The sequence below is a fragment of the Nonomuraea sp. NPDC049419 genome (assembly GCF_040676995.1).
Lineage (GTDB): Bacteria > Actinomycetota > Actinomycetes > Streptosporangiales > Streptosporangiaceae > Nonomuraea > Nonomuraea salmonea.
Window position 1 is genome coordinate 59981 of record NZ_JBFAQB010000011.1, and the last position, 26016, is coordinate 85996.

Here is a 26016-nt window from a genome sequence, read left to right on the forward strand (position 1 = left end):
CCTGACCCCGTTACTGTGTCCGGATGACACCGATTTTTGCGCTTTGTGAGGGATATGTCGGGAAGTCGGCGGCCCTCGATCCGATCAGCATGGGAGTCCGTGGGGTCACCGGTGAGTTCGCCGCGGCCACCGATTACAGCCCCGACGGCCATGCCGCCCGCGCCGACCTGATCCGCCGCACCCTGGCCGAGCTCGCCGGGCTGAGCCCTGCTTCGGAGGCCGATCGGCACGCCGCCGCGCACCTTCGGGAACGGCTGGAAGCGCAGCTGGCCTGGCACGACAGCGGGGAGCCCCTGCGCATGCTGCGCGGCCAGTTCGGGCTGATCAACGTCATCCGCGACAGCGTCGACCTGCTGCCACGCGGCGACGACGACCGGTGGCGCGACGTCGCCGCCCGCCTGGCGGCCGTGCCGGTGATGCTCGCGAGCTGGCGTACGAGCCTCGATCTCGGCCTGGAGAAAGGTCTGGTGGCGGCTCGGAGGCAGGCATTGGAGGCCGCCGACCAGGCCGAGCGTTTCGCGGGGGTGCACGACGCGCTGGTGGCGTCCTATGGCGACGGGCCCCAGGCCGGAGAGCTCGCCGAGGCGGCGGCCGCGGCGCACGCGGCCTACGCGGCGACCGCCCGCTACCTGCGTACGGCTTACGCACCCCGGGCGACGGAACGGGACGGGGTGGGGGCGGAACGCTATGCCGTGGCGGCCCGGCAGATCCTCGGCGCCGATCTCGACCCGGCCGAGGCGTACGCGTGGGGCTGGGCCGAACTGGACAGGATCGAGGCGGAGATGGCCGCCGAGATCGAGCGCATCCGCCCGGGCGCGAGCTGGGAGGAGGTGGCCGCGCACCTTGATCGGACCCACGGTGTGACAGGGGTGGACGCCTACCGGGGCTGGCTGCAGGACCAGCACGATCGCGCCATCAGCACGCTGCATGGCACGCACTTCGACATCGCCGAGCCGTTGCGCGAGGTCGAGGTGGTCATCGCCACCGGTTCCACCGCCGGGTCCCCCTACTACACGCCTCCGACGGAGGACCTGTCGCGGCCTGGCCGCACCTGGTGGCCGGTGGCGGGCCGGGAACGGTTCGCGATCTGGCGTGAGCTGACGACGGTCTTCCATGAGGGAGTGCCCGGTCACCACTTGCAGATCGGCGGGATGATGGCGGCCGGGGACACGCTGTCGCGCTTCGCGAAGACGTCCCGGGTGAGCGCGCACAGCGAGGGCTGGGCCCTTTACGCCGAACGCCTCGCCGACGAGCTGGGCTGGTTCTCCGACCCGGGAACCCGCCTCGGCATGCTGGCCGCGTCGGCGCTGCGCGCGGCCCGCGTCGTCATCGACATCGGCGTCCACCTGGACCTGCCGCTGCCCGACGGGTCCCGATGGACGTTCGACACGGCCTGCGAGGTGCTGCGCGAGCGTGGCCACGCCGCCGCGCACCGGATCCGTCCCGAGGTCGCCCGTTACTTCGGCTGGCCCGCCCAGGCGATCTCGTACAAGCTCGGCGAGCGGGCCTGGCTGACGGCCCGCCAGGTGGCGAGCCGGCGCCCTGGCTTCGACCTCCGGCGCTGGCACACCACCGCCGTCGGCCTCGGCCCCGTCGGCCTGGACGGCCTGGTCGAGGCCCTGAAGGAGGCCGGTTCCTGAAGGCGGCGCCCGCCTGGCCCCGCGGACCAAGCTCGGGCCGGGTGGGCGCCGCCGGCTCAGGGTCAGGCGCTACGTGCGGCGTCGTAGCGGGCGATCACGTCGGTCCAGTCGATCAGGTCCCACAGCTTCTCCACGTAGTCCGGCCGCACGTTACGGTACTGCAGGTAGTACGCGTGCTCCCAGGCGTCGAAGACGAGCAGCGGGGTGGTGTTCATGCCGACGTTGCCGTGGTGGTCGTAGACCTGCTCGACGACGAGCCGCCGGCCGAGCGGCTCCCACGCCAGCACGCCCCACCCCGAGCCCTGCACCGTGCTGGTCGCGGTGGTCAACTGCTTCTTGAACGCCTCGAACGAGCCGAAGTGGTCATCGATGGCCGCGGCCAGGTCGCCGTCGGGGCGGTCGCCGCCGTCGGGGGACAGGTTCTGCCAGAAGATCGTGTGCAGCACGTGCCCGGACAGGTTGAACGCGAACGTCTTCTCCAGCCCGACCAGCCCGCCGAACTCACCCTTGTCCCGCGCCTCCGCCAGCCGCTCCAGGGTGTCGTTGGCGCCCTTGACGTACGCGGCGTGGTGCTTGGCGTGATGCAGCTCCAGGATCTCGCCGGTGATCGCGGGCTCCAGGGCGGCGTAGTCGTACGGCATGTCGGGCAGCGTGTACTGACCCATGACGCTCCTCATCATTGTTGCGAACTATTCGCAACAACGATAGACCCGCAATTAGCCTCTCGTCACGGACGCGGATACGACCTCATGCATGCGGCGATCGCCGCCAGGACGCCGGCGATGATCGCTGCCGGTGCGTTGGCCTTCGGTTTCCGTCGACACGCGAGTGTGCCGACCGTCATGAAGCGATCACCGTCACGAAGGCGGGTGCGCGCCTGATCATCGTCATCCGCTACGGAGTGGAGTTACCCGTGCTCCCAGGTCGGGTGTCGTCATCGTCGGCGGAGCTCTCGGATGGGGCGGCGTTCCCGTCCTGATCGCGTGGCATGGGCTGGAACCAGGACTCCAGAGGCCCAGGTGGTTCAGAGGACGCGAAGGGCGGCCTCCAGGCGGCGGTGGCCTCAGGGTCCGCGTCGGAGTCCGGTGGGGGTGAGCCGGTGCCGGGGCGCGGGTCGTCCGCCTTGTTCTGGTCGTCGAGGGCGACGACGTTCTCGAGGGCTTCGAGGAGTTGCCGCGTCCAGGGGTTGTCCTCCTGCACGGGGTAGGGGCGCGGTGCCGGCGGTGGGGGTACGGGGTCGGCGACGGGTTCCGGGGTCGCCAGGCGGGTCCGGCGGGACCTGGTCACGAGGACCGCGAGCACGGCCAGCACGGCGGCCACGAGAAGCACGGTCGAGGTGATCACCATCGTGGTGGAGACGTCCCGCTGCGGGTTGGCCACCGTGGTGGTGAGATGCGTGGGGACGGCGCTGGAAGCCGTGGTGGACGCCGACGGCGCCGCGGCGCTGCCCTCGTCTTCCTCGGCCTCCGGCGTGGGTGACGTGGACGTCGACGTGCCCGCCGCCGCTCCTGAAGTGGACGTGGCGGCCGCTTCGGTTTCGCCGGCCGTCGAAGCGGCCGGCGACTCCGATGCCGCGGCGCTCTCGGTGGGCGCCGGCGCGTCGGAGGCCGTTGCGGTCTCCGCGGGCGATGACGGCTCAGACGCGGTCTCCGTGGGCGACGCCGAGTCGGATGCCGTGGGGGTCGCCGTTGGAGTCTCTGTGGGGGTTTCTGTGGGGGTGGCCGAAGGGGACTCCGTGACCGTGGGCGTGGGGGAGGACGAATCGGACGGGGTGGACGACGGCGTCGCGGTGGACGTCGGGGTGTCCGAAGCGGTGGGTTGCGGCGTACCCGTGGTGGCGGGCCCGCTCGACGTCGAGGTGGGTGTCGGCGTCCCGGATGGTGGCGTGCTCTCGGACGGCGACGTACTCGGAGTATGAGTCGGCCTCGGAGTATGAGTCGGCTCTGGCCCGGGACGAGTCGGCGCGGACGACGGACCGCCACCTTCGTGGTGGGAGCCGCCCTGATGGGAGCCGCCCTGATCGGATCCGTGCTGATGGGATCCGTGCTGATGGGATCCGTCCCTCTTCGGGCCGTCATGGCCGCTGTCGCCACGATCCGGAGCTGGCGAGAGGCCCGGCTCCTCCGGGGAGCCCTTCCACCCGAACTCGTGAGAATCGGAGCCCTTCCCATGCGAGCCCTGGTGCCTTCCCTGGGCATCGTCCGTGCCTGTGCGCGGCCCATCATGGGGCTCGCGCTCCGGCGGACCCACGTGGTCATAGGGAGGCCGGTGGTCCGGCTGATCCGTCAAGAAGGAGATGGACTGCTGGAGATCGTGCGTCATGGAAGCGGGGGACCTCCCGGGACGAGACCGGACTTAACCATGCAGAAAGGACTGTTGAGGATAAACCGGGAGCATGTGGGGTGCAGCGAGCGTACCTGATGTCCTCGCAGGTCACACGGCGCGATCAATGGCCCTGCCGGGAGCGAAACCCAAGCAGTAGAGGCACTGTTGGCACATCAGCCGACGCGGACGAGAAAAAAGATCTACCAAAAATACTCTGGCCGCCTCGCCGCATTAAGGGGGTGGGACGGAGGTCAGCGCACGTCTCAGCCGGCGCACTCCGCCACGACCCGCGCTGTCCGCCGCCGCTTCGGATGATGCGCGCGGATTTTCGCCAGGCGCTGTGCGTATATCTCGGCAACATCGGCCCCGCCTTGGACAGGAGACGAACATCCCCACCCCGCCAGAGCGCTTCCATCCCTTCCAGGGTTGTCTCGATCCCCCGGAATTCCGGCCGCAGTAATCCACCACCCGAATGCACCACATGGTCGCAGGAAGCCCAGAAATTCCCGATGCTCGACACGACCCGCCGTTCGGAATCTCGTGCAGGCGGCTCAGGTGAGGACACCCATATCGCTGTTCCGGCGGCCGTCATCGAAAGTACGGGAGGGCTGGAAGCCTCCTCCAGCACGCCCATCTCGCGCCGCCACCTTCGCAGCGACGCAACGTTCGCCGTGCCACTGGGCGTGTCAGCAGCGGCCCATGCGGAGACGTCGGCCTGCGTCTCTCCCAAGCGAGCAGCTCCGGCGACTTCAAGAACCGGCAGCATCGTGGCGAGAGAGAGCCCTCCCGCCAGCCGCCACAGGTCAGGTGCCTTCAAGATCGATGTGCTCTGCCGTCGAGCATGTACTCGGGTGGCTTGGACCTGGCGTTCAGCACCACCTGCTTGCCATATTCGGGCGGATTTGCGGATCGGCGAGTTGTATATGAGCCGCGTTCGCCGCCCGATCGTAGGTGACCCTGAGATCGGCCATGGTCGGCTGCCGGAGGTCCGGTCGTGATGGGCTAACCTGCGTTCATTTCTTCCGAGATCGGCCGCGTGCGAGACGAATTTGTCAGCTGTAGTCACATTGAATTCTTGAAAGGGAGCCGTCAGCCACGGCAGGCCGTCCGGTAGGGGATCTGCGGGTCCCGGACGAGCTGCGTCCATTCGCTCGGGGTGAGGGATCTCTGCACCTTGGCGCAGATGAAGGTGGCGGGGTCGGCGAGGTACGCGACGTCGTACCTGTGGATGGTCTTGTACCAGCGCACCACCAGCACGCGCCCTCCCTCCGCGAACCCCACTTGGAGACTGACGCCCGCCGGTCCCTTCACGGGTTCGCCAATGGCGCCGGCCGTGCGCACGTCCCACAACCGAGCGGTCGCGTCCTCGCCCACGCTCGCCAGGACGCCACCGTCCGGGCTGAAGGCCAGGCCGCGCACCGCCGCGGTGTGCCCGAGCAGCGGCCGGCCGCGGGCCCGGCCGGTCGCCGGGTCGAGCAGGCGAATCTGACCATCGGAAGCTCCCACTGCCAGGGTCGTGCCATCCGGGGAGAACGCGACGCCGGTGATGGGCACGGCCAGCCGCGCCCGTACCTCGCCCGCCGCCGGTTTCGAGCCGAGGGCCCAGATGAGCACGTCGCCGTCGGGCCCTCCGGCGGCCAGTGATCTTCCGTCCGGGGAGAACGCCAGGCCGTCAGGCCGTCCCGACAGGGTCGAGGCGGTGGGCCCGGCGCGATCCCAGATCCTGGTGACGCCGTCGGGGTCGGTCGTGACGAAGGTACGGCCGTCGGGGCTGACCACCAGCGAGGCCACCGCGGCGGGCTGTGTGCCGAGGCGGTGCGGTGCCGGCGAGGGCGCGTTCACCTCCCATGTCCAGAGATCTCCGTCGGAGTCTCCGGCGACCACCGTGCCCGTGTCATCGGCACCCAGCGCGCCGAACACGGCGCCGTCCCAGCGCAGCGCGGGCCCCGTCGGGTGTCCGGTTCCCGGATCCCACAGGCGCAACCTCTGGCCGGACCATGCCGCGAACGCGCCGGCCGCAGGAAGCATCGCCATGCCTTCCACGTCCTCGATGGGAGCGGAAAGCTGCCGGTCGGCGCGCAGGTTCCAGACACGGATAGTCCCGTCGTCGCTGGCCGCCGCGAGCAGGCGGCCGTCAGGCAGGAAGGCGATGTCGGTGATCGGGCCGGTGTGCGGCCCGAGCGTACGGCCCAGCGGGCGCGCGGTCCTGGCGTCCCACAGCCGTACTGTCCGGTCGTCGCCGACCGAGGCGAGGACGGATCCGTCGGGGCTGTAGGCGACGGCCTCCACCGCGTCCTCTTGGGAGACCAGCTTCCGCGCGGTGCGGCGATCTCGGCCCGGCTGCCACACCCAGAGGGCAGCGCCGGTCTCGAAGGTGTTCATCCGGCCCAAGGTGCCGCTGGCCACCGTACGGCCGTCCGGGCTGAACGCCACGGAATGCACCTGGCCGGTATATCCGCGGAACGCCGGACCCACCGGCTTGCCTCGGGCGACGTCCCATACTTGGACCCGCCCTCCGCTGTTCCCGATCGCCAGCCTGGTGCCGTCGCGGTTGAAGGCGACCGACGACGGAGCGCCGATCGTCCAGCGGTCGATCACCCGGTGGGTGCTGGCTTCCAGCAGGATGACGTCTCCGGCGCCGGCGGCCGCCAGGATGCGGCCGTCGGGGCTGTAGGCCACCGAATAGATGAACTCGTTGAAGCGGATGGTGGAACCCGGCGGGAACCGGTGGCTCGGCACGTCCCACAGCCGCAGGTCAGGGCCGCCTATCGCGAGGGTACGGCCGTCCGGGCTGAAGGCCATGCTATGGAGGAAGTCGTCCGGCAGGCCCGGATAAGGGCCGCCCAGGGCACGTCCGGTGTCCGGATCCCACAACCGGATGCCCTGACCCTCCCTGGAGGCGATCATCGTCCCGTCCGGGCTGACCGCGATAGGCGGCTGACCGCGGATGAGTGCGACGCCGGGCCTGGTCAGCGCAGTCAGCATGCTGTAGCGCGCCTCATCCGTCGGGGCGATGCGCCACGCGGTCACGGCGAGGAGGCGGGAGATCACCGGATCGCCGTCACCGACCGCCATGCTCTGCGCGGCCAGCTGCCGCGAGACGGCGATGCCCTGCTGGGTGCGCCTGGTGTCGCTCTCCCCTCTGGCCACGACCGCCGCGCCCACGGCGGCGATGGTGAGGACCACCAGCGTCCCCGCCGCTGCTCGCCGCAGTAATCTCCCCCTGGCCGAGACCCGTACGGCTTCGGCGACGAACTGTTCCTCGACGGGCGTGAGCACAGGCCGGCGCTCTGGGTCGGCACGCCAGCCGGGCAACACGTGCAGCAGTCCGGCCAGACGCTCGCCCCGGTACAGATACCCCGGCCTTCTCCCTGACTCATCCCATGCGGCTGCGTCCTGGACCAGCTGAATGTACTGCGCATATGTTGCAAGGTCGGGCTTGAGCCAGTCGCGTAACCGAGGCCAGGAAGCCAGCAGGGCGTCATGGGCGATCTGCACCCATTTTTCGTCGATCACCAGCAGCCGCCGCCGCGCGAACGCCTCCAGCACTCGATCAGCCCCAGGAAGGTCGGCGCACAGCCGCCCGTGGCCGGCTGCGCGCCGGGTCGGCTCGCCTTCCGTGGACGTCGCGGTCAGCCGCTGGAACACCGCCCGGGCCAGTTCCTGCCCGGCCGCGTCCAGACCGGTGTACGCGGCCTCGGCACTCGTCGCGACCGCCCGGTTGACCCCGCCGGTCCTGCCATAACCGTGAGCGGTCAGTCGATCGCCTTCGCGATGCTCCCACGTGGTCACCATGGCCTGCGACAGCAGCGGCAGCGCTCCGGGGTCGTAGCCACCCTGGCGTGAACGCAGCTCGGCCAGGATCGTGTCGGCCAGGCCGGGTTCCAGTCCGATACCGGCGACGGCCGCGGGCAGCGTGATGGCCCGCCGCAGCTCGCTCTCCGTCATCGGTCCCAGCACGAACGGCCTGGTCAGCGCAGCGGCGAGTGCTGGGTAGCCGGCGCATCTGTCGATGTGGTTGCCGCGCACCGCCGCCACCACCAGTCCGGCGGGGGTCTGCTGGGGTCCACACGGGAGGGTGGCGATCGCGCTCAGAGCGGTGATGAACGCCTCCCGCTCCTCACCCGCGTCCGCGTCATGCGGGGTGAAGACCTCCTCGAACTGATCCACGACGAGCACCAACCGGCTCCTGTCCACCACCGCTTCGGGCAGTCCCCGCCGTCGTGCGTCGGCCTGCGCCGCCTGCCGCACCAGCAGATGTGCCTGATCGGGCCGGGCGGTCAGGGTTTCCAGCACGGCCGGGGCCTCCAGAGCGGCCAGGCCGGCCAGCAGCGTGGCCAGCTGCGTCAAGGGGGAGTGAGCAGGATGCTCCAGGAGGTGCCACGGCCAGTCTCCGGCCTGCTCGGAAACTTCCCCCCGCATCAGCGCGGGCAACAGCCCGGCCCTCAGCAACGAGGACTTCCCAACCCCCGAAGCGCCGGTCACGATGACCAGGCCCGGCCCGGCGAGGTGCTGCGCCACCACGGCCATCAACTCGGCGGTGGCGGACTCCCGGCCGAAGAAAAGGTCACCGTCGGTCGCGTCGAAGACCTGCAAGCCCCGGTAGGGGCACTCCCCGGGCGAGCGCCGTGACGGGCCGGTGGCATCTTCCGCCGCGGGATGCGGAACGCCCCGTGTCCGGCGTTCGATCATGGACACCTGGTTCAGCAGCAGCCGGGTGTCGATCGCCTGCCGGTACTGCAACCCCACTGCCACCTGGAGATCGGCGGTGTTCCTCAGCAGCAGGCCGCTGGCACGATCCACGCTCTCGCGTATCGACAGCAGTTGTGCCTCCATCTCGGCCAGCACGAACTCGAACTCGGAGAACTCCACGGCAAGCTCGGCCAGTCCCGATGTCAGCGCAATCTGGAGTTCCCGGTTCCCTGTGCGTACGACCTCTACGATGCCGGCACCCACCGCATCGACCCTGGCCAGAATGCCTGCGAGCTCGGCCCTCAGCTTCCGCGCCTGCGGACCGCTCTCCTCCAGCGCCTGCTGGATCCACCGTTCGAGGCTTTCCTGGAACTCCTGACCAGTGACTTCCTTGCCCCGTATCCTGCCGACCCCCGCCTTGATCACATCGGTCAGCACGTTGCCACCGACCGCGGTCGCTGCGTTCACCGCGGCCGCGCCGACGACGGCCGCAGCCACCGGCCCGCCACCGATCACCGACACCAGCAGGGGCGTGAAAGCCCCTGCCGACAACGCCGCCAGGAGAACCGGCGGTGCCCAGCGCCGCGTCCCGCTCCCCGCCGCCTGGGCCAGCCGCGCGACCCTGTCCCGTACTCCGGCCCGCATCAGTTCCGACTGATCGCCCCGGTCGTCTAGTCCCTCGCCCACACCGTCACTATCACCGCACCCACTCATCGGAATCCACCGGGCGGCGAACCGCCGTGAACCTGTGATCGGCCGGTGCCCGGCTCGCGTTCCAGGAACTGGGCTTCCGCCTGACCACGTATTCGTGGTAGCCGTGTCCGCGCAGGATCAGCAGATCATCGAGCGGCGCACGAGGTCCGAGTCGCGCGGCCACCTCGTGCGTCGCCTGCGCATCCGGCCGCTCGACGGTGAGGCCGTACAGTCCACCTCACTGCGAGGGCTCAGCGGCGGGAGAAGGCGCGGGTGAGGCCGGCCAGGATGGTCGTCGCGAGGAGCCAGCCCGCGGCGATCATCGTGGCGGCGAGCCACTGCTGGGTGCCGCGCGGGCCGAAGGCGCTCTCCTGGCCGAAGCTGATGACCGGGAGGAGCAGGTCCAGGGTGTAGAGGAAGGCGTTGAACGGGGGTGCTTCGCCTGGTTTGAAGGCCGGAGGGTGGTCGGTGGTGAAGACGAACGTACCGATGAGGAGGAGGGCCGCGAGCCAGAGTGCGGCGCGGAGGGGGCGGTAGCCGTAACCGACGGTCCAGTCCTGCAGGTGGCTCCAGAGCCGGGCGGCGAGGCGCTGGCCCGCGCGGCGGCGGCGCTGCCCCTCCAGCAGCACGTCGCGGGCGGCTTCGTCGTGGCCGTGGCGTCGGTAGACGGTGGCCAGCTGCTCGTACGGTTGCGGCAGGTAGTCCTCCTTGGCCAGCCAGTTCAGGCGCTCCTGGACGGGGAGGATGTGTTCCAGGTTGTCGTAGGTGAAGCCGTTCAACTGGAGGTGGGCGGGCCAGCGGCCGGGGACGTCGTCGAGCACGCCGACGCGGGTCTGGCGGAGGTCGGCGGCGCCGAGGAGCGAGGTCTCCTGTCCGGTCTTCAGCGCGGCCGCCTGGACGCGGCGTACCTGAAGGTCGCCGTCGATGGTGGCGTGCGCGAGGCAGAGCGCGCCCGCGATCCGGGAGTCCCTGATGGACACGCCGCCCTGAGCGGTGAAGCCCTCGCAGCAGTCGACGCCGCCGCCCACGCTCACCTCCCACAGGCTCAGCACCCGCGCCCCGGGATTGCTGAGGATTGCGCCGTGGAACTCCATGCTGCCCTCGACCCTGGCGTCGATGAGGACGATCTCCCCGTCGGCGCGGAACCCGTCGCCGCAGCTGAACCTGCCGGTCACCCCGAGCCGGCGCAGGGACAGCGCCGTCCCCTCCGGGTCGGACAGCCTCCCGCCGTCGAGGTTGAGCGAGCCGCGGACCTGCGTCGAGTCCAGGAAGACCACTCCGGTCGCCACGAACCCCGGCGTCGCTCGCAGTCCGCTGCCGATCTCCATCAGCGGCGCGTTGAGCGCGCGTCCCCCGGGGTGAACGAGGGTCGCATGAGCCAGGGAGAGCTGGCCGGTCACGCGCGCCCCGCGCAGGAGGACCTCGCCCTCGGCGGCGAAGCCCTCGTCGAGGTGCAGCCCGCCCTCGACGGAGAGCCGCTCCGCGTTGAGGGCGATGCCGGACGGGTTGGACAGCCGGGCGCCGCTGAACGCGCACTTCCGTCCCACCCGGGCATCCTGCACGCTCACCTCACCGAATGAACGGAAGCCTCGTCCGCAGGACAGTCCGCCCTCGATGACGATGCCGTCGGCGGTGAGGCTGCGGCCGTCCACGCTGCCGACCTGCGCGCCGTCGAGGATCATCGTCCCGGCGATCCTGGCGCCCGCGAGGTGCGACTCGCCGTCGAGGACGGCGTTCGCGCACAACAGGTCCCGATCGACGATCAGGCCCGCGGCGTCGACCGCCGGGTCGGCGTGGATCGCCGTGCCGCTCAGCTCCATCACCCCGTTGACGTGCGCGCCGCCGAGCTGCAGCGGGCCGTCCAGCCTGCATCCCTCCAGGCGCAGACCGCCGCCGATCACCGCGTTCCCGGCCGGCAGCCCCGGTAAGCGGCAGGCCGCGAGGCGCACCAGGCCGGTGCGGGCGCCGGTGAGGACGGGGGCCTCCTCGAAGTCGCAGTCGGTCAGGATCAGCGGGTGGCGCACCTCGGCGTACGACAGGTCCAGCCGGCCCGTGATCCGAGCCCCGGACAGGCGCAGGCCCGGCGTCTGCCCGGGAAGATCGTCGAGCGCGCCGAGCAGCAGCCTGGCGATGACCGTCGCCCGGACGGGAGAGCCGGAGAGATTCACCGGACGCGCCGCGGGATACGCCCTCCAGAGGGCGATCTCCGGTTCGGACAGATCTTCGGTGATCATGGGGCCGCTCCCGGGAACGTCGCCTGCATCGGTAAGGAGATGCTCCAAGGTCACCACCGTGCTTGGCAACCACACCGTCAACCGGGTTTCCGGTCATCGACCCGTCTGGGATTGAACGGCAGGGTGGTCAAGGGAGCGGGTCCTGGGAGTAGGCGATGCGGCCGGAGAGTGCGCTTGCCGGGGCGCGGCACAGGGCCAGGGCGGCGGTGGCCATCACTTCCGGGGGCTCGGCGTTCGGGTCGTTGTCGGTGGTCAGGCCGTGGAAGACGGTGCCCGGTGTGGGGACGACCTGGGTGGGGGAGAGGCAGTTCACGGCGATGTTGTCGGCGTACAGTTCGGCGGCGAGACCTGTGGTGAGGCGTTCGAGGGCGGCTTTGCACATGCCGTACACGGTGGCGCCCAAGCCCGCCATCGGGCCCGGGGGCAAGGACGGGTGGCGGGCGGCCACCGAGCTGATGTTGAGGATCCAGCCTTGGCCGCGTTCGCGCATGCCGGGGATGACGAGTTGGGCGAGGTGGGTGGGGGCGTTGACCTGCACCTCGAACATCAGCGCCATGCGGCGGGGGGTGAAGTCCGCGACGGGGGTGAAGAACGTGACGGCGGCGTTGTTGATCAGGATGTCGGCCTTGCCGAAGCGGTCGAGCACCTGCTTCACCAATCGAGTTCTGTCGTCGGGGATCGACAGGTCGGCGGCGAAGGGCTCGGCGGTGCCGCCGGTGTCGCGGATGCGGCCGACCGTGTCGCGGAGGGTGCCGGGCAGGCGGCTGGCGCCTTCTTCCAGGGTGCGGGCGGTGGCCGCCACCTGGGCGCCTGCCGCGCCGAACGCCTCGGCGATCGCGGCTCCGATGCCCCTGCTGGCTCCGGTGACGATCGCGACTCGCCCGTCCAGTTCGCCCATGGCCACTCCCCATTTTAGAACAATGTTCTGAAATAGAGCTTCTGCCCGGGTGGCGCAGGGTGTCAAGGGGGCAGGAGGGAGCGGCCCAGCTCGTACGCCTCCGTCAGGTCGCCGCCCCGGTAGCTGAGCGCGGCCAGGTCGGCGAGGTGGTGATCGGCGTTCACCGCGACCGTGTTGGTCAGACGGCGGAACAGCGGCGCGTCCGACATGGAGTCGCCGTAGGCGACGCACCGCTCGTACGGCAGGCCGAAGCGCAGGCGCAACTCCTCGGTGATGTCGACCTTGTCGGCAGGGGTGAGGATGGCGGCGGGGTCGAGCGGTTCGGCGAACGGCGGCGCCGGGAACCGGGACGCTACCACCTCGTCGAAGCCCAGGTCGAGCAGGTGGCGAGCGAAGAAGTCCGGCGACATGGTGATGACGGCGGAGCGCTCGCCGCGTTCGCGGATGTCGCGGCAGACCTGCTCGATGCCGTTCAGCCACGGGCTGGCCGCGAACGCCTCGGCCACCGCGGCCTGCGTCAGCTCGCGCCACAGTTCGTGGATGGCGGCGGCGAAGCCCCGCGTGTCGATCTCGCCGGCCGCGAACCTGGCCTCCAGTTCGACCAGTTCGTCGTACGTGCCGAGCCCGCGGGCGATCTGCAGGCTGGCCGACGAGCCGGTGAGCAGCGTGCCGTCCATGTCGAACACGTGCAGGGACGCCGCCCGCGTCCCCCCGTCAATCTCGTGCCGCACGTTCCCCGTCTCGCCCCGTCCCGCTCGTCGTGTTCCGGTAGGAAGCGTATCCAAGGCGTCGAAGTCACCGGATCTCGCGCCCGCCCTGGACGAGCAGGGTGGGCGGGAGCCCTCGGCGCGGGTGGTTGACCGGGGAGACGCGCGCGGCCTCCTCCCGCGACGGCGGCGTGCCTGGTTCGCCGCTGAGGCGGGCTGCTCGGTCGGCGCGGTGCAGCGCTACTTCCGCACCAAGGACGAGGTGCTGCACTTCGGCCCGCTCTGCGTGGTCGAGTCGGCCAGGCGGCGTCTGGACGGGATCCGCCTGGGCGGCCCGGACGGGATGACGTTCGCCGACGCGCTGCGCGCCACGATCCTGCAGCCGCTGCCCCTGGATTCGGCCAGGCTGGGTGAGGCCCGCGCCTGGGCCGCCTTCTACGCCAGGGCCGCCGTGCGGCCGGACTTCGGCGAGGTGATCGCGGAATTGCACAAGGAGGCGCTCGGCAACCTGGACCAGGCCCTGCGGTACGCGCGCGGCACCGGAGAGGTGGGCCTGAAACAGGATCCTGAAGCGCTCGCCTGTCTCATTCTGGCGATCATCGACGGCCTGATGTGGGCCATCATGCTGGATCCCGCAGCCGCCGCCTCGAACGGGGAAGCCGTCCCGCAGCTCGCGGCGCTGGACGCGGCACTCGGATTGATCACGCGCTGATCAGCGGCCGGTTCCAGCCGATATTCAGTTGCTCGTGCGGGTATCGGCGGCTACACATCGACAGATGGGCGTCTCATCGCTGTCCGACGGTGTCGTCACCCTTTCCCCGCTGTGTCTGGACGATCTCGATGCGCATCTGGCCGGTGAAGATGATCAGCTCGTACGGTGGCTCAACGGCGGGCCGAGCAACCGGGCTGACACCGAGGAGTACATACGGGGCTGCATGAAGCTGTGGGCCACCAAGGGCCCGCATCGCGCCTTCGGAATCCACGTCGTCGGCCATCAAGACCTGGTGGGCACCATGGACGTGCGGTTCGGGACGGAGGAGCCGTCCGATGACCAGGTGAACCTCGCCTACGGGCTCTATCCGCAGTGGCGGGGACGCGGCCTGGCCACCCGCGCGGTCCACCTGGCCTGCCGGTTCGCGGCCTCGGAAGGGGCGACACGGGCGCTGATCCGGGCGGAGCCGGAGAACGCCCCGTCCATCGCCGTCGCCCAGCGGTCCGGCTTCCGGTACGTCAGGCGGAGCCAGGACGAGGACGGCACCTGGTATGACCACTACTTTCGTGATCTGTGAGGACGCGTCTGGCCCAGGCCAGTTCCAGCTTGCCCGCCGGAGAGCGGGGAAGGGCGGGCCGGAGGAGGATGTGGCGGGGGACCTTGTATCCGGCCAGGTCCTTTCGTGCCCACTCGCGGAGAATGTCCTCGGTCAGGGTCGGGCTCGTGCTGGCCACCACCGCCGCGACGCGCTCGCCCCACGTCTCGTCCGGCAGGCCCACCACCACGCAGTCGGTCACGTCGGGGTGGGTGAGCAAGGCGGTCTCGACCTCCTGCGGGTAGACCTTCTCGCCACCGGTGTTGATCACGGAGGAGCCGCGGCCGAGGAAGCGGATCGCGCCGTCCGCCTCCAGCCGGGCCAGGTCGCCGGGGATCGCGTGGCGGACGCCGTCGATGACGCGGTACGTGGCCGCCGTCCTGGCCGGGTCGCCGTGATAGCCGAGGGGCATCGGGCCCGCGTACGCGAGCACGCCCGTCTCGTCGCTGCCCGGCGTGAGCTGCCGGCCGTCCGGGGTGATGACCTTGGTGCCCGGTACGGGGAAGAAACGGGCGGGCAGGTCGGCGGCCGATGACGTGACCGCGAAGGCGAACGGCCCGCCCTCGCTGGAGGCGATCGCGTCGAAGATCGTGACGTCGGCGCGTTCGTGGAGAACCTGTTTGAGGTCGTCGCTCAGTGCGCTGCCCGAGCTGATCAGGGAGGTGAGCGAGCTCAGGTCGTGGGACCGTCCTGCTTGGAGTTCGGCCACCAGCGGGGCGCAGACCGCGTTGCCCGCCACGATCACCGTACGCACGCGCCGTTCCGCCACCGTCTCCCAGACGTGCCGCGCGTCGAGCCCGCCCGGCCGCGTGGTCACCACCCGGCCGCCGGTCAGCAGGGCGCCCATCGCGTTGAACAGGCCGGTGGCGTGCATGAGCGGCGCCACCGGCAGCGTCGCCGGAGCTCGCCCGTCCTCGTGCGCCGCCACCGCGATCTCCACGGCCTCCTCCAGCGTGGCGGGCAGCCCCTGTACGCCGAGCGGGCCGAAGACCGGGACGGCCAGGGAGTGCAGCAGGTCCGCCAGCCGCCACACCACCCCCTTGGGGCGGCCTGTGGTGCCGCCGGTGTAGAGGAACATCTGGTCGGAGCCGGGGCGCGGCCCCGCCGGTCTTGGTGGCGTGGCCGCGATCAGGTCGTCCAAGTCGGCAGATATCCGGCCGGGAACGTCGAGGAGTATCTGCTCGTGCGCCGCCGCTTGGCCGGGGCGATCAACTCGTACGAGCAGGCGCAGCGTGGGCACTGTGCGGGCCGCCTCCTCGACCCCGGCGGCGAGTGACCCGCTGAACACGATCGCCTCCGCGCCGGCATCCGTCAGCAGCCCCGACAGCTCCTTGCCGGTGTAGCGGTAGTTGGCGTTGACCGGCACCGCGCCGATCTTCAGCGCGGCGAACACGGTCTCCAGGTACGCGGCCCCGTTGTGGAGATGGCACGCCACCCTGCCGCCCGGTCCCACCCCCGCCCTCACCAGCGCCTCCGCCAGCCGCGCCGCCCGGTCGTCGAACTCGGCGTACGTCAGCTCCCGGCCCGGCTCCTGGACGGCCACCACGCCGGGCAACCTGCGGGCGACGGCCTCCCAGATCGTGGCGAAGGAGACGTCCATCACCATCGTCCTTGCTGCTCAGCCCCCTCGGCCGGGGGCGGGACCTCGCGCGACGGACCTACCGTAGGCGCGCCGCCGCCTCCCGGGACACGGGCGGATGCCCGGTGCCGGGCACGACAAATGACGTATATCGCACCGGGACTCCCGGCGGTCGGGTGGCGGCGGTCCTGGGACGGTCAGGCGGGTTCGGTGAGGCGGACCTCGTCGGTCTCGCCGTCCGACAGGAACGACGCCAGCGCCTGCCCCTCCTCGACCAGCTCGGCCCGCTCGGCCGCCGTGAGATCACGCAGAGGGGTGACGGCCACCGCGCCCGAACCCTTGGGGGTGGTCCAGGTGGCGGACACCCGGCCGTCCACAAGGACCACGCGGGCTCCGCTGACCGACAGGTTCCGGTGGGCGTCGTCGATGATCCGCGTACGGTCGTCGTAGCCGAGGATCGCGTTGTCGAAGGCGGGCAGGAAGCGTACGGGCGCAGGCGCGCCGGGGTCGGGGAGCGGCGCGTCCGGCAGGTCGAGCAGCATCCGCCCGCGCTCGTCCTTGAACGTGACCAGCTCGTCCCGCACGGCGGCCACCGCGGCCGGCAGCCCGGTCAGGCCGCACCAGGCGCGCAGGTCGGCGCCGGCGGCGGGGCCGTAGGCGGCGAGGTAACGACGGACGAGCTGCCGCCCCACGAGGTCGGAGCCGTCGGCAGGCAGCGGCTCGATCTCCTTGCCCAGCCACGACTCCAGCAGCGCGTTCCGCACCCCCGCCGTCGTCCGCCACAACCCGCGCGGCGGCAGCTGCACCACCGGGACCAGCGCGGCCATCGCCAGCTCGCCCAGCGGCCGCGGGCCCGGGTCAGGCCAGCGCTCGGCCAGCGCGCGTCCCATCTCGCCCATCGAGCGCGGCTCGCCGTCCGCCATGATCTCCAGGGCCGCTTCGCGCAGCTTCTCCACGTCGACGCCGGCCAGCTCCCGCCGGTACGTGGTGAGCACCTTCTGCCGCAGCATCCCGTCATGGCGGGCCCGCCAGGCCAGGGCGTCCTCGGCGGTGACGAGGTGCACGGTCCTGCGCATGAGGTGGACGCGGACGACCTGCCGTCCCGTCAGCAGGCCCGACAGCGCCTCAGGGCCGAACGCCGACAACCGCGACCAGAGCCCCACGAACGGCTCCTGCGGCTCCTGCGCCTGCAGCCCGCACAGGTGCGCGACCGCGTTGAGAGCCGGTACGGCGGCCCGTTCGAGCAGGGACTGCCGGGCCAGCGTGGCGCGGTTGAGCGCCCGCGTGCTGAGAACGACCATGAGCATCCTTCTGGGGGTACGAGACCGGCGCTACACCGACAACTCTGGCAGGGATTGCGGCCAGGTCGTGGCCGCTTCTCAAGCGGCACGGATCTTGGCAGGAGAAGGGGACAGGGTGTGGCCGCTATCGCGGGCATCATGGCAGGCATGCAGAAGACCTCCGCACGCCTGCTGGCCCTGCTCTCCCTGCTGCAGTCCCGCCGCGACTGGCCGGGGGCGCTGCTGGCCGAGCGGCTGGACGTCAGCCCGCGTACCGTCCGGCGCGACGTCGACCGGCTGCGTGAGCTGGGCTATCCCATCGTGACCTTCAAGGGGCCGGACGGGGGCTATCGGCTGGGGGCGGGTGCGCAGTTGCCGCCGTTGTTGTTCGACGACGAGCAGGCCGTGGCGGTGGCCGTCGCGCTCCAGCTCGCCACCGCCGCGGGCGCGGGCATCGAGGAGGCCGCGGCGCGGGCGCTCACGACCGTGCGGCAGGTCATGCCGTCCCGGCTGCGCCGCCGCATCGACACCGTACGCGTCACCGCCGTCGGACGCCCCACCGACCGGCCCGCCCCGGCCGTGGACACCGGCGTCCTCATGGCCGTCAGCACCGCCGTCCACGACCACGAGGTCCTCCGCTTCGGCTACCGCTCCTCGGAGGAGGAGGAGGTGCCGCGGCGGGTGGAGCCGCACCACCTCGTCACCTGGGGCGGGCGCTGGTATCTCGTCGCCTGGGACCTCGACCGCGACGACTGGCGGACGTTCCGTGCCGACCGCATCACCCCGCGCACCCCGAACGGCCCCCGCTTCACCCCGCGCGAGCTGCCCGGCGGTGACGTGGCCGCCTTCGTCGCCGCCCGCTTCCGCGGCGCCCCCGACCCGAGCCCCACATCGGGGGCGGACTGGCCGTGCCGGGGTGAGGTGATTCTCGATCTGCCCGCCGACGTCGTGTCCCGATACACCCGCGAAGGGCTGGCCGAGGCGCTCGGGCCGGATCGGTGCCGGCTCGTCCTGGGTTCGTGGTCGTGGCCGGGGCTGGCCGCGGCGCTCGGGAGGTTCGACGCCGACATCGAGGTGGTCGGGCCGCCCGAGCTGAAGGCCGCCTTCGCCCACCTCGCCGAACGCTTCTCCCGCGCCGCCGCATCATAGATACAAGCTTGCATCTCGGGCTGATGGCCGGCTGGCGGGCCGCTTCTACGCCACCCTCGGCGACCGTCAGCGCCGCATGAGCATCTCGGCCCTGCGGCTGCGTTCCGAGCGGCTGCCGCTGCTGGCGGGCGAGCACGAGACCCTCCTTGAGCATCTGCGTGCCGGCGACACCTCCGCCTTCGCCGCCGCCCTCGAGGCCCACCTGACGGTCACCCACGGCACCCCGCACTGACCTTTCGCGCCTGCCCGTCACGACCTCGAAAGTTCCTCCTTCCATGCTCGAAACCCAGCCGGCCGCCCGCCGCTCGTTCTCCTGGCGGGTCGTGGCGGTGGCGATGCTCCTGTGCGGGTGGGGCGGTAACCAGTTCACGCCGCTGCTGCTCATGAACCGCCGCCTCGGCGGCTACTCCACGCTCGACGTGGACGCCTTCCTCGGCGCGTACGTCGTCGGCCTCGTCCCCGGCCTCCTCCTGGCCGGACCGGTGTCGGACCGGCGCGGCCGGCGTCCCGTGCTCGCGGCGGGCACGGCGGCGTCGGCGCCGGCGAGCCTCGTGCTGTGCTTCGGCGCCCAGAGCGCGTGGGCGATCTGCGCGTGTCGGCCCCGGCGCGGCGGCGGTTCTGGCTGGTGGCGCTGCCTATGGCGCCGTGGGTGTTCGGGGCGGCCGGGCTGGCGTACGCGGTGATGCCGCAGCTCGTGGACACCCGTGTGGGGGAGTGGGGCCTGGCGTCTGCCCTGCTGGCCGGATTGTCGGCGTGGCTGTCGTACCCGATCATGCTGGTGGCGGTGGCCGGCGTGGCGCTGATCTGCCTGGCGGTGGTCGCGACCGGCGTGAGAGTGACCGCGCGTACCTAGCCGCAGCGATAGAAGCCGGCCGAGCCCGCGACAGCGCAACGTCACCGACGGTTACGGTGAGTGATGTTGCGGAGGGTAATCACAGCAGGTGCGCGGCGTCACGCCGCGCTTCTGTTCCCTGAACCATGGAGGTATCCATGCGCCCATCCCCCCGTAGTCTCGCCGTGGTCGCCGCTCTGGCGGGCGGCTTCCTGCTCGCCGCACCCGCCGCGCACGCCGTGGTCGACCCGGCCAAGATCAACGTGCTGGAGTCCCTGCAGAAGACCGATCCGATCATGATGGCCAACTGTGCCACCGGCTCGGTGGCCGACCCCGTCGGAGCCGTCGTCGTGCCGCCCGAAGTCCCGCTGGTGGGCTGCCTGACCCTCTGAACGCGCCGGAGCGGGACCTCGTCACGGGTCCCGCTCCGCGTTCGCATCCCCAGGGCCGGTGAGAGAGTGACCAGATCCCGGCTTGTACACTCTTGGCGTTTCTTGGGGGAATCGGGGGGAATCGCGCGTGCCGCTGGAGCAGGTCCTCGTGTTGCTGACCGCAGCGGCCGGAGCCGGGTGGGTCGACGCCGTCGTGGGCGGCGGCGGGCTGCTGCAACTCCCCGCCATCCTGGTGACCGGGATGCCGCCGGTCGAGGCGATGGCCACCAACAAGCTGTCGTCGGTGTTCGGCACCACCTCGGCCGCCGTCGCGTACGCGCGCTCCACCAAGGTGGACCGCCAGGTCGCCATCCCCGGCGCGGCCATGGCCATGGTGAGCGCCGGTCTCGGGGCGTGGGCGGCGGCGTCCATCTCGGCCGAGGTGCTGCGGCCCGCCGTCATGGTGGTGCTGGTCGCGGTCGCGGTGCCGGTGCCGCACCTGCGCACCCCGTCCCGCGTGGTGGCGGCGGTGGCCGCGGCCGGGGTCGGCATCGCCTTCTACGACGGGATCATGGGGCCGGGGACGGGGACGTTCCTCATCATCGCCTTCACCACCATCCTCGGGCTGGACTTCGTCTCCGCGTCCGCCTCCGCGAAGATCATCAACATCGGCACGAACGTCGGCGCGCTGGCCGTGTTCGCGGTGCAGGGGCACGTGCAGTGGGCGCTCGGCCTCGGCATGGCGGTGTGCAACGTGGCGGGCGCCCAGTTCGGGGCGCGGACGGCGCTCAAGCGGGGCGCGGCGTTCGTCCGGATCGTGCTGCTGGTCGTGGTCGTGGCCATGGTGATCAGGCTCGGCTGGCAGCAGTTCGCCTGACCTGCCGCAAATAGAATGGCCGCATGCGCGCCAGCCGCCTGCTCTCCCTCCTTCTGCTCCTGCAGACGCGCGGCCGCATGACGGCGTCCGAGATCGCGGACGAGCTCGAGGTGTCCGTCCGCACGGTCTACCGCGACGTCGAGGCCCTGTCGGCGGCCGGCGTCCCGGTCTACTCCGATCGCGGCCCCGCGGGCGGCTACCAGCTGCTCGACGGCTACCGCACCCGGCTCAACGGCCTGACGGCCGAGGAAGCGTCCGCGCTCTTCCTGGCCGGCCTGCCGGGGCCGGCCGCCGAGCTGGGCCTGGGCGAGTTCGCGGCCAACGCCGAGCTGAAGCTGCTGGCCGCGCTGCCGCCGGAGCCGCGTTCGCAGGCCGCGAGCATGCGCGAGCGGTTCCTGCTCGACGTGCCCGGCTGGTACCGCTCCGCCGACGACGTGCCGCACCTGAGCGAGGTCGCCGAGGCCGTGTGGGACCAGCGGCCGCTGCACATGACCTACCGGCGGTGGGGCAAGCAGGAGGTCGATCGGGTCATCCATCCGTACGGGCTGGTGCTCAAGGGCGGCTCCTGGTACCTCGTGGCCGCCCCGCCGGGAGGCTCGCCCCGCACGTACCGGGTGGCGCGCATCCTGACCCTGGAGACGATGCCGGGACGTTTCGCCAGGCCGGCGGGGTTCGAGCTGGCCACGTTCTGGCGGGAGTACGCCCAGGAGTTCCGCGAGCGGATGTACACCGCCGAGGCCGTCATCAAGCTCGCACCCGGGCGGGGCGACCTGCTGGCGTACACGATGGGCGCGGACGTCGTCGGCGCCGCGCTCGCCGCGGCCGGCGAGCCCGACCCCGAGGGCTGGCTCACGCTCACCGTCCCGGTCGAGTCGCTGACGCACGCCCGCTGGCTGCTGCTGCGCATGGGCGCCGACGTCGAGGTGCTCGGCCCGCCCGAGCTGCGCACGCTGATGAGCGAGGCCGTCACGGACCTGGCCAAACTGTACGGCTGACGTCCGCGGCGAAAATGAGGCGACACCCCGCTGCGGGTTCTGTCAGCATCCCCGCATGTACCTTCTCGCTTTCATCGGCGCGTGCGTCCTGGTGGCCATGGCGCCCGGGGTCAGCACGGCCGTCATCCTGCGGCAGACCCTGCGCTCGGGCCGCGGCTCCGGCGTGGCGGCCACCCTGGGCAACGAGACCGGCATCCTGCTGTGGGGCCTGGCCGCCGCGTTCGGCCTGTCCGCGCTGGTCGTGGCCTCGCAACTGGCCTACGACGTCATGCGCGTCACCGGCGCGGTCGTGCTCGTCGTCATGGGCGCGCAGGCGCTGTGGCAGGCGAGGAAGCCGGTCCCCGTCACCGCCGTCGAGGGGGATGCGGTGGCGGGCCGGCGCGGCGCGTACCTGGCGGGGCTCGGCACCTGCCTGGCCAACCCGAAGGCGGCGGTGTTCGCCATGTCGTTCCTGCCGCAGTTCGTCCCGGCGGGCCAGGACGTGCCGATCACCCTCGTCACGCTCGCCGTCGTGTGGGTGGCGGTGGACGTGCTGTGGTACCTGGCGCTCATCTGGGCCGTCGCCCAGGCCAAGGCGTGGCTGGGCCGCCCGCCGGTCAAGCGGCGCCTTGAGCAGATCTCCGGCGTGGTGCTGATCGGCCTCGGCGTGCGGATGGCGGTGGAGTCCCGATGACGATCTGGTACGACGAGCGCGGCGCCGGCGAGCCGGTGGTGCTGCTGCACTCGACGGCGACCGACTCCGGCATGTGGGACCCCCAGGAGGAGGCGCTGGCCGACCGCTTCCGCGTGATCAAGGTGGACTTCCGAGGCTACGGCCGCAGCCCCTACCGCTCCGACGGCCCCTACAGCGACGCCGGCGACGTCGCCAAGGTGCTGGCCGCGATCGGCGTCAGCAGGGCGGCGCTGGTCGGGTCGTCAGGCGGCGGCCGGGTGGCGCTGGAGCTGGCGGCCGCCGGGCTCGCGGGGCGGCTGGTGCTGCTCAACCCGCTCTCGACGCTGGAGCCGACGCCCGACCTGCGGGCGTACTGGCAGGAGGAGAACCGCCTGCTGGAGGAGGGCGACGTGCAGGGCGCGGCCGAGCTCAACGCCCGCACCCTGCTCGGTCCCGACGCGGGCCAGGAGGCGTGGGACAAGGTGGTGGCGATGCAGCGGCACGCGTTCGAGGTGCAGCTCGCCGCCGACCCCGAGCCGGAGCAGGTCGAAGGCGAGTTCTCCCCGGCCGGCATCGAGGTGCCCGCGCTGGTGGTGGCCGGTGGGCGCGACCTGCCGTACTTCCGCGACAGCGCCCGCCACCTGGCCGCCGAGCTGCCCCAGGCGCGGCTGCTGGAGCTGGAGTGGGCCGGGCATCTGCCGGCGCTCGAACGTCCTGAGGAGATCAACGCGCTGCTGCTGGATTACCTTTAGTGCATGACGAACGACCTGGCGACCCTCATGAGGCAGGCACAGGACGACGATCCGCTGCTGGCCCTGCACGCCACGACCGCGTTGCGGCGCGAGATCGAGCGCCTGGAGGCGGTCCAGGTGCGGCGGGCCCGGGTCGCCGGGCTCGCCTGGTCGCAGATCGCCGACGCTATCGGAGTGAGCAAGCAGGCCGTTCACAAGAAGTACGGCCGCCGCTAGCCGTCGTGATCTCTGGCGCCGGTGAGCCGGGCGATCAGAGCGACGTGGGGGCGGGGGACCTCGCCGCCGGACGTGCGCGGCGGCGTCGGCACCGGTGATGATCCACCTGGACTCGAAGGGGCGCAGGTCAGGGGTGGTGCGCCGGCCCGAGCGGGGGTGAGGTGGCCCAGGCATGGCGGCTTCCCGATCACGGCGTGCTAAGTTGGCCGCATGACTAATTTGGTCGATCGGCCAAAATCGTCGCGGGGTGATCGACGGCGTGAGCAGCTCGTGGAGGCCGGTCTGGCGCTCCTGAGTGAGCACGGGTGGCCCGGCATCACGGCGCGTGCCGTGGCCGAGCGGGCCGGGACCAATCCCGGGCTGATCCACTATCACTTCGGGGGCCTGCCCGGCCTGCACGCGGCGATCTTCCGGCGCGGCACGGACCTGCTCGTCAACCCGCTCGTCGATGAGCTGCTGGCCGCGAAGGATGAGCGAGCCGCGCTTGACGCGGTCCGCATGCTGCTGCCGCGGACCGCCGCCGACGAGCTCGCGTACCGGCCGGCGGCGGACGGCGTGCCTGCATCCGGGCCGGCCGCCGGCGATGAGGACGGCTCCCGGCTGGCCGCCGAGCTGATCATCGGAGCGACGCGCGATCCCGCGCTCGGCGCCATGCTGCGCGACGAGCTTCGCCGTGCCAGGCAGCACATCGCCGACCGGTTGCGGGCGCTGCACCCCGGCTGGGCGGCCGGCCACGCGGCCGGGGTGGCGACGCTGGTCGTCGCCGCGATCGACGGGCTGATGCTGCATCGCATGATCGACGGGGAGTTGCCCGTCGGCGAGGCACTGGAGGTGGCGGAGGGGCTGCTTCCCGTGGAGGAGGGGTGAGCGCCCTCGGCTCGCCTGCTTCCCGGAGAAGAGGCGTGAAAGTGCTCGTCAGCGGCCAACAAGATCATCACCCGTCAGCGTTCGCGCCCGTGCTGCGCAGGCGGTTCGGCGCGGGGAGCGTCCTGCCACCCGCGACCACCGGAGGAAGGTGACGTCATGGAGATCGTCAAGAGGCCGGCGCCGCCGACCGGGCTGCGCCGCAGGCTGTGGCGGCTGCCCATCCTGCTCTACCGGCTCTGCCTGGGCGCCCTGCTGGGCGGCCGGGTCATGCTGCTCAACCACGTCGGCAGGGTGTCCGGCCTGCGGCGCCAGGCCGTCATCGAGGTCGTCGAGCACGACGAGAACGGATACGTGGCCGCCTCGGGGTTCGGCGTCAAGGCCGACTGGTATCGCAACGTCACCGCCTCCCCCGAGGTGACGATCCAGGTCGGCGGACGCGTCCACCCGGTGACGGCCGTTCCGCTGCCGGCCGAGGCGGGGTCCGCCATCATGGCCCGCTACGCGTCCCGGCATCCGGCCGCCGCCCGGCGGCTGTGCAGGCTCATGGGCTACGCTGTCGACGAAAGCCAGGAGGACTATCACGAGGTGGGGAAGCGCATCCCGTTCGTCAGGTTCGTCCCGCGCTAGCTCGGGCGGGCGCGGTCCCCTGCCGGTCGGCGGGCGCGGCCGAGCTCAGTCTCGGGCGTTCGGGCGGCGATGGCCCAGGGCGTGGGCAGGCCGTTCACCGGACATCTCACCGGTGACCGTGGCCACCGCCTCCAGGATCCGGTCCACCTGGGCGGTGGTGTGGGCGGCGGTGACGCTGAGGCGGATCAGCGGCTGCTCGCCGGGCACGCCCGGTGGCAGCATCACGTTCGCCAGCACGCCTTCCTCCAGCAGCTTCGCCCAGAAGCGGCAGCACGTCAGCGCGTCCGCCATCGGCAGCGCCACCGTGGGGGTGCCGCCGGGCGGGATCGTGTACCCGAGCCTGGTCAGGCCGGCGCGCAGCCGCTCCGCCGCCGCCAGGACGGCTCTGCGGCGCTGCGGCTCCGTACGGATGATGTCGAGCGCCGCCAGCGCCGCGGCCGTGCAGGACGGCGGCAGCGACGCCGAGAACAGCGCGGGCCGCGCGCTGTGCCGCAGGTAGTCGACCACGTGCCGGGGCCCCGCCACCGCGCCGCCCAGCGTGCCGAAGCACTTCGAGAACGTCACCGTCTGCACGTCCACCGCCGCGCCCAGGCCGAAGTGCTCGGCCGCGCCCCGCCCGCCTGCGCCCAGCAGGCCCGCGTCGTGCGCGCTGTCGAGCACCACCCGCGCACCGTGCCGCTGCGCGTGCTTGGCGACGCCCGGCAGGTCGCACAGGTCACCGCCCACCGAGAACATGCCCTCGGTGAGCACCATCGCCCCGCGATCGCCGCCCACCCCCTCAAGCAGCGTCTCCAGGTGCGCCATGTCGTTGTGCCGGTAGCGCCGCAGCTCGGCCTGCCCCAGCCGGGCCGCGTCGATGAGCGAGGCGTGCATGTGCCGGTCGGCCACCACCACGTCACGCGGCCCGAACAGCGCGCTCAGCGCCAGGTTCGCCTGGTAGCCCGTGGAGACCACCATCGCCGCCTCGTGCCCGAGGAACGCCGCCAGCTCCCGCTCAAGCCGCTCGTGCAGGGCCAGCGTGCCGTTGAGCACCCGCGAGCCCGAGTTGCCCGCGCCCAGCTCCTCCGTCGCCGCCACGCCCGCCGCCGCCAGCCGCGGGTCGCCCGACAGCGCCAGATAGTCGTTGGAGCCCGCCAGCAGCACCCGCCGCCCCGCCGCGACCACCTCGCCGCCGCGGGGCCTGCCCTCCACCGGCAGGTAGAAGGGGTAGACGCCGGCCGCGACCAACGCCTCGACCTCCTGGGGGAGCCGGCATTTCGTGAACGGGTCTCTCCGCCCCACGCACTTCACCTCGGATGGCCGTAGCTGACAGTGTCCGGTCGT

General features: G+C 71.7%; 24 protein-coding genes and 1 pseudogene. 16 read left to right on the forward strand and 9 right to left on the reverse strand.

Features of this window, described 5'->3' with window-relative positions:
- Positions 1-89: 89 nt before the first annotated feature.
- Positions 90-1640, forward strand: a complete 1551-nt coding sequence (locus AB0K12_RS28740; RefSeq protein ID WP_364567719.1) for a DUF885 domain-containing protein — start codon at positions 90-92, stop codon at positions 1638-1640.
- A gap of 62 nt (positions 1641-1702) precedes the next feature.
- Here the strand turns inward: AB0K12_RS28740 and AB0K12_RS28745 are convergent, their stop codons facing one another.
- Together AB0K12_RS28745 and AB0K12_RS28750 are read right to left on the reverse strand one after the other, a co-directional pair.
- Positions 1703-2305, reverse strand: coding sequence for a superoxide dismutase (locus AB0K12_RS28745; protein ID WP_364567722.1), 603 nt, complete (start codon positions 2303-2305; stop codon positions 1703-1705).
- A gap of 229 nt (positions 2306-2534) precedes the next feature.
- Positions 2535-2969, reverse strand: a complete 435-nt coding sequence (locus AB0K12_RS28750) for a hypothetical protein (protein WP_364567725.1) — start codon at positions 2967-2969, stop codon at positions 2535-2537.
- A gap of 7 nt (positions 2970-2976) precedes the next feature.
- Here AB0K12_RS28750 and AB0K12_RS28755 point away from each other — a divergent pair, with 7 nt between their 5' ends.
- A complete protein-coding gene (locus AB0K12_RS28755; RefSeq protein WP_364567728.1) occupies positions 2977-3558 on the forward strand; it encodes a hypothetical protein in 582 nt (193 codons plus the stop codon).
- A 1496-nt stretch (positions 3559-5054) separates the two neighbouring features.
- On the opposite strand, the gene AB0K12_RS28760 is transcribed toward AB0K12_RS28755, so the two are convergent.
- The 4 genes from AB0K12_RS28760 to AB0K12_RS28775 form a co-directional block, all read right to left on the reverse strand.
- A complete protein-coding gene (locus tag AB0K12_RS28760) occupies positions 5055-9344 on the reverse strand; it encodes a WD40 repeat domain-containing protein (RefSeq protein ID WP_364567730.1) in 4290 nt (1429 codons plus the stop codon).
- Positions 9345-9601: 257 nt separating this feature from the next.
- Positions 9602-11584: a hypothetical protein gene (locus AB0K12_RS28765; RefSeq protein WP_364567733.1), complete on the reverse strand. Its 1983-nt coding sequence runs from the start codon at positions 11582-11584 to the stop codon at positions 9602-9604.
- Between the two features lie 127 nt (positions 11585-11711).
- On the reverse strand, positions 11712-12482 hold the full coding sequence (locus AB0K12_RS28770) for an SDR family NAD(P)-dependent oxidoreductase (RefSeq protein ID WP_364567736.1): 771 nt from the start codon (positions 12480-12482) through the stop codon (positions 11712-11714).
- A 62-nt stretch (positions 12483-12544) separates the two neighbouring features.
- Positions 12545-13213 carry an HAD-IB family phosphatase gene (locus AB0K12_RS28775; RefSeq protein WP_364567739.1) on the reverse strand — a complete coding sequence of 223 codons (669 nt, stop codon included), beginning with the start codon at positions 13211-13213 and terminating at the stop codon, positions 12545-12547.
- A gap of 121 nt (positions 13214-13334) precedes the next feature.
- On the opposite strand from AB0K12_RS28775, the gene AB0K12_RS28780 reads away from it, so the two are divergent.
- Complete coding sequence (locus AB0K12_RS28780) at positions 13335-13901, forward strand: TetR family transcriptional regulator C-terminal domain-containing protein (RefSeq protein ID WP_364567742.1); 567 nt, start codon at positions 13335-13337, stop codon at positions 13899-13901.
- Positions 13902-13965: 64 nt separating this feature from the next.
- A complete protein-coding gene (locus tag AB0K12_RS28785) occupies positions 13966-14478 on the forward strand; it encodes a GNAT family N-acetyltransferase (RefSeq protein WP_364567745.1) in 513 nt (170 codons plus the stop codon).
- Here AB0K12_RS28785 and AB0K12_RS28790 read toward each other — a convergent pair.
- Together AB0K12_RS28790 and AB0K12_RS28795 are read right to left on the reverse strand one after the other, a co-directional pair.
- Complete coding sequence (locus AB0K12_RS28790; protein ID WP_364567748.1) at positions 14420-16096, reverse strand: AMP-binding protein; 1677 nt, start codon at positions 16094-16096, stop codon at positions 14420-14422. The two genes, AB0K12_RS28785 and AB0K12_RS28790, sit on opposite strands and share 59 nt — an antisense overlap.
- A 176-nt stretch (positions 16097-16272) precedes the next feature.
- On the reverse strand, positions 16273-17376 hold the full coding sequence (locus tag AB0K12_RS28795) for a winged helix DNA-binding domain-containing protein (protein WP_364567750.1): 1104 nt from the start codon (positions 17374-17376) through the stop codon (positions 16273-16275).
- 147 nt (positions 17377-17523) lie between these two features.
- Here AB0K12_RS28795 and AB0K12_RS28800 point away from each other — a divergent pair, with 147 nt between their 5' ends.
- The 12 genes and pseudogenes from AB0K12_RS28800 (at position 17524) to AB0K12_RS28855 (ending at position 24693) form a co-directional block, all read left to right on the forward strand.
- Entirely contained in the window at positions 17524-18504 is a 981-nt protein-coding gene (locus AB0K12_RS28800; RefSeq protein WP_364567753.1) for a WYL domain-containing protein, read from the forward strand.
- 19 nt (positions 18505-18523) lie between these two features.
- Positions 18524-18736: pseudogene (locus AB0K12_RS28805) on the forward strand (FCD domain-containing protein); the annotation flags it as partial.
- 43 nt (positions 18737-18779) lie between these two features.
- Positions 18780-19187, forward strand: coding sequence for an MFS transporter (locus AB0K12_RS28810; protein ID WP_364567756.1), 408 nt, complete (start codon positions 18780-18782; stop codon positions 19185-19187).
- Positions 19154-19357: a hypothetical protein gene (locus tag AB0K12_RS28815; protein WP_364567759.1), complete on the forward strand. Its 204-nt coding sequence runs from the start codon at positions 19154-19156 to the stop codon at positions 19355-19357. The genes AB0K12_RS28810 and AB0K12_RS28815 overlap by 34 nt, the downstream gene beginning before the upstream one ends.
- Before the next feature lie 137 nt (positions 19358-19494).
- Complete coding sequence (locus AB0K12_RS28820) at positions 19495-19728, forward strand: hypothetical protein (RefSeq protein ID WP_364567762.1); 234 nt, start codon at positions 19495-19497, stop codon at positions 19726-19728.
- Between the two features lie 127 nt (positions 19729-19855).
- On the forward strand, positions 19856-20584 hold the full coding sequence (locus AB0K12_RS28825; RefSeq protein WP_364567765.1) for a TSUP family transporter: 729 nt from the start codon (positions 19856-19858) through the stop codon (positions 20582-20584).
- 23 nt (positions 20585-20607) lie between these two features.
- Positions 20608-21579 (forward strand): YafY family protein, encoded by a 972-nt coding sequence (locus tag AB0K12_RS28830; protein ID WP_364567768.1) that lies wholly within the window; start codon positions 20608-20610, stop codon positions 21577-21579.
- 55 nt (positions 21580-21634) lie between these two features.
- Positions 21635-22252, forward strand: coding sequence for a LysE family translocator (locus AB0K12_RS28835; protein ID WP_364567771.1), 618 nt, complete (start codon positions 21635-21637; stop codon positions 22250-22252).
- Complete coding sequence (locus tag AB0K12_RS28840) at positions 22249-22983, forward strand: alpha/beta hydrolase (protein ID WP_364567774.1); 735 nt, start codon at positions 22249-22251, stop codon at positions 22981-22983. The genes AB0K12_RS28835 and AB0K12_RS28840 overlap by 4 nt, the downstream gene beginning before the upstream one ends.
- A gap of 3 nt (positions 22984-22986) precedes the next feature.
- A complete protein-coding gene (locus AB0K12_RS28845; protein ID WP_345407674.1) occupies positions 22987-23199 on the forward strand; it encodes a hypothetical protein in 213 nt (70 codons plus the stop codon).
- Positions 23200-23409: 210 nt separating this feature from the next.
- Positions 23410-24066, forward strand: coding sequence for a TetR/AcrR family transcriptional regulator (locus AB0K12_RS28850; protein ID WP_364567778.1), 657 nt, complete (start codon positions 23410-23412; stop codon positions 24064-24066).
- A gap of 156 nt (positions 24067-24222) precedes the next feature.
- Positions 24223-24693: a nitroreductase family deazaflavin-dependent oxidoreductase gene (locus tag AB0K12_RS28855; RefSeq protein ID WP_364567781.1), complete on the forward strand. Its 471-nt coding sequence runs from the start codon at positions 24223-24225 to the stop codon at positions 24691-24693.
- A 45-nt stretch (positions 24694-24738) separates the two neighbouring features.
- Here the strand turns inward: AB0K12_RS28855 and AB0K12_RS28860 are convergent, their stop codons facing one another.
- Positions 24739-25974, reverse strand: a complete 1236-nt coding sequence (locus AB0K12_RS28860) for a pyridoxal phosphate-dependent aminotransferase family protein (RefSeq protein ID WP_364567784.1) — start codon at positions 25972-25974, stop codon at positions 24739-24741.
- Between the last annotated feature and the right edge of the window lie 42 nt (positions 25975-26016).

Coding starts and splice junctions, on each gene's coding strand:
- AB0K12_RS28740 (WP_364567719.1), top strand. CDS start 90: ATGGGAGTCCGTGGGGTCACCGGTGAGTTCGCCGCGGCCACCGATTAC.
- AB0K12_RS28745 (WP_364567722.1), bottom strand. CDS start 2,305: ATGGGTCAGTACACGCTGCCCGACATGCCGTACGACTACGCCGCCCTG.
- AB0K12_RS28765 (WP_364567733.1), bottom strand. CDS start 11,584: ATGATCACCGAAGATCTGTCCGAACCGGAGATCGCCCTCTGGAGGGCG.
- AB0K12_RS28770 (WP_364567736.1), bottom strand. CDS start 12,482: ATGGGCGAACTGGACGGGCGAGTCGCGATCGTCACCGGAGCCAGCAGG.
- AB0K12_RS28785 (WP_364567745.1), top strand. CDS start 13,966: ATGGGCGTCTCATCGCTGTCCGACGGTGTCGTCACCCTTTCCCCGCTG.
- AB0K12_RS28790 (WP_364567748.1), bottom strand. CDS start 16,096: ATGGACGTCTCCTTCGCCACGATCTGGGAGGCCGTCGCCCGCAGGTTG.
- AB0K12_RS28795 (WP_364567750.1), bottom strand. CDS start 17,376: ATGGTCGTTCTCAGCACGCGGGCGCTCAACCGCGCCACGCTGGCCCGG.
- AB0K12_RS28800 (WP_364567753.1), top strand. CDS start 17,524: ATGCAGAAGACCTCCGCACGCCTGCTGGCCCTGCTCTCCCTGCTGCAG.
- AB0K12_RS28810 (WP_364567756.1), top strand. CDS start 18,780: ATGCTCGAAACCCAGCCGGCCGCCCGCCGCTCGTTCTCCTGGCGGGTC.
- AB0K12_RS28820 (WP_364567762.1), top strand. CDS start 19,495: ATGCGCCCATCCCCCCGTAGTCTCGCCGTGGTCGCCGCTCTGGCGGGC.
- AB0K12_RS28830 (WP_364567768.1), top strand. CDS start 20,608: ATGCGCGCCAGCCGCCTGCTCTCCCTCCTTCTGCTCCTGCAGACGCGC.
- AB0K12_RS28835 (WP_364567771.1), top strand. CDS start 21,635: ATGTACCTTCTCGCTTTCATCGGCGCGTGCGTCCTGGTGGCCATGGCG.
- AB0K12_RS28840 (WP_364567774.1), top strand. CDS start 22,249: ATGACGATCTGGTACGACGAGCGCGGCGCCGGCGAGCCGGTGGTGCTG.
- AB0K12_RS28845 (WP_345407674.1), top strand. CDS start 22,987: ATGACGAACGACCTGGCGACCCTCATGAGGCAGGCACAGGACGACGAT.
- AB0K12_RS28850 (WP_364567778.1), top strand. CDS start 23,410: ATGACTAATTTGGTCGATCGGCCAAAATCGTCGCGGGGTGATCGACGG.
- AB0K12_RS28855 (WP_364567781.1), top strand. CDS start 24,223: ATGGAGATCGTCAAGAGGCCGGCGCCGCCGACCGGGCTGCGCCGCAGG.